General features: G+C 69.6%; 1 protein-coding gene and 1 pseudogene. Both read left to right on the plus strand.

The window, feature by feature from the left end; translation table 11 throughout:
- Positions 1-712: 712 nt before the first annotated feature.
- The gene (locus AX737_RS20795; protein WP_066924557.1) at positions 713-1,879 is read left to right on the plus strand and encodes a type III PLP-dependent enzyme; all 1,167 of its coding nucleotides are present in this window, start codon (positions 713-715) and stop codon (positions 1,877-1,879) included.
- A 150-nt stretch (positions 1,880-2,029) separates the two neighbouring features.
- Positions 2,030-2,182: pseudogene (locus tag AX737_RS36090) on the plus strand (GNAT family N-acetyltransferase); the annotation flags it as partial.

Consider the following 2,182-nt stretch of genomic DNA (forward strand, 5'->3'; position numbering starts at 1 on the left):
GACCATGGTGGCGCTCAAGCTCCGGGTGCGTGCCCGTCCCGGCCGGACCGCTTGGCCGATCCGGGACGTCGTCCCTGACGGAACGACATGCCCGCACGGCGCCTGTTTGGGAAGCCCGCGCGACGGTGCCGCGGCGTTTCTGCAACAGGCGGGTTCGTCGGTGGATTCCACCCGGAAAACACAGCCTTGCGCCTTGTGGCGGAGTGCCGTCGGCCGTATATCGCGCTTGCCCAATTTCGCACGTGCCTGTGGCCGCGTGTCGGTTGGTGGGCATCCGGTCAACTGCCGGACAGCCGCCAGGGGTCTTAAAGGATCGATGGTCGCAAGGGTGGATCCCTACGGCCGGCATCCGGGTGGCGACACCAGACCCCGACAACAACCGACAGCCGGAGGCGAAACCGGCGAACCCCGCTCTCCACGGGGGACGCAGCTTAAAGCAACGACGAACGGGCTTTTTTGGTCTCGTCGGCCCTCCAAAGGCCGGCACCGAAGAGGCTTGTTTATCCTTGCCCGGCGTGCGGTTGGGGTTTCCCCCTACCAATCCACGGCAGCTTCCGGGTGCTTCCCGCGCCCGCGTTCATCCGCGCGTCTCCAACGCGTGCGGGTGCCGCGACGCATCGCCCCCTGACGCCGACGGCCCCACACGGCCGTCACGATCGACATCATGCGCCCGCACAGGCCGGGCGCAGCCGATATCTGCTGGGGAACGCTCATGACCGACCGTATCCGCGACTTCCTGCGCGTGCGCCGCGACCTCGGCCAGGACGAGGGCCCGGTGATGGTGCTCGACCTCGACGTGGTGCGCGACAACTACACGGCGTTCGCCCGTGCGCTGCCCGACACCCGGGTGTTCTACGCCGTGAAGGCGAACCCGGCCCCGGAAGTGCTGCGCCTGCTCGCCGAGATGGGCTCCTGCTTCGACACGGCCTCCGTCGCCGAGATCGAGATGGCGCTGGCCGCCGGCGCCTCGCCCGACCGCATCTCCTTCGGCAACACCATCAAGAAGGAGCGCGACGTCGTCCGCGCGCTGAAGCTCGGCATCCGCCTGTTCGCGATCGACTGCGAGGTCGAGGCCGACAAGATCGCGCGCGCGGCGCAGGCCGCCGCCGTCGAGACGGCCGAGATCCAGGTCTTCTGCCGCATCCTCTGCGACGGCGCGGGCGCCGACTGGCCGCTCTCGCGCAAGTTCGGCTGCGTGCCCGAGATGGCGGTCGACGTGCTGGAGCACGCCCACCGCCAGGGCCTCCACGCCTACGGCGTGTCGTTCCACGTCGGCTCGCAGCAGGCCAACACCGAGGCCTGGGACGGGGCGCTGGCCTCGGCCTCGGCGATCTTCCAGGACTGCGCCACCCGGGGCATCGGCCTGTCGATGGTCAACCTCGGCGGCGGCTTCCCGACCAAGTACCTCAAGGCGGTTCCGGGCGTGGAGAGCTACGGCGACGCGATCTTCCGCGCGCTCACCAAGCATTTCGGCAACCGGATCCCCGAGACGATCATCGAGCCGGGCCGCGGCATGGTCGGCAACGCCGGCCTGATCGAGGCGGAGGTGGTGCTGGTCTCGAAGAAGTCGCAGGCCGAGGACGAGGTGCGCTGGGTCTATCTCGACATCGGCAAGTTCGGTGGCCTCGCCGAGACGATGGACGAGTCGATCCGCTACGCGATCCGCACGGAGCACGACGCCGACCGCATGAGCCCCTGCGTCATCGCCGGGCCGACCTGCGACTCGGTCGACGTTCTCTACGAGAAGCAGCACTACCCGCTGCCGGTCTCCCTCTCGATCGGCGACAAGGTGCTGATCGAGGGCGCGGGCGCCTACACCACGACCTACGCGGCGGTGGCCTTCAACGGCTTCCCGCCCCTGCGCCAGATCGTGATCTGACCCGGCGCTCGGAGCGCGGAACGTGCTCCGCGCTCAGGGGGTCTCGAACCCCACGCTGCAAAGCCTTGCAGATCCCCGTCCGGCCGCGCTCCGCGGTCCGGGCGGCCTCGTGTCCACGCCCCCTTCATCGATCCCCGGGGATGATCGGTCATGATCGAGATCCGCACCGAGCACGCCGCCGACGTCGCGCCGCGCGAGCGCCTGCTCGACGCCTGCTTCGGCCCGAACCGCTTCGCCAAGACCTCCGAGCGCCTGCGCGAAGGACGTCTCCCCGCGCGCGGCCTCGCCTTCACGGCGACGCGC

The sequence above is a fragment of the Methylobacterium sp. CCH5-D2 genome, from assembly GCF_001556475.1.
GTDB classification, from domain to species: Bacteria; Pseudomonadota; Alphaproteobacteria; order Rhizobiales; family Beijerinckiaceae; genus Methylobacterium; species Methylobacterium hispanicum.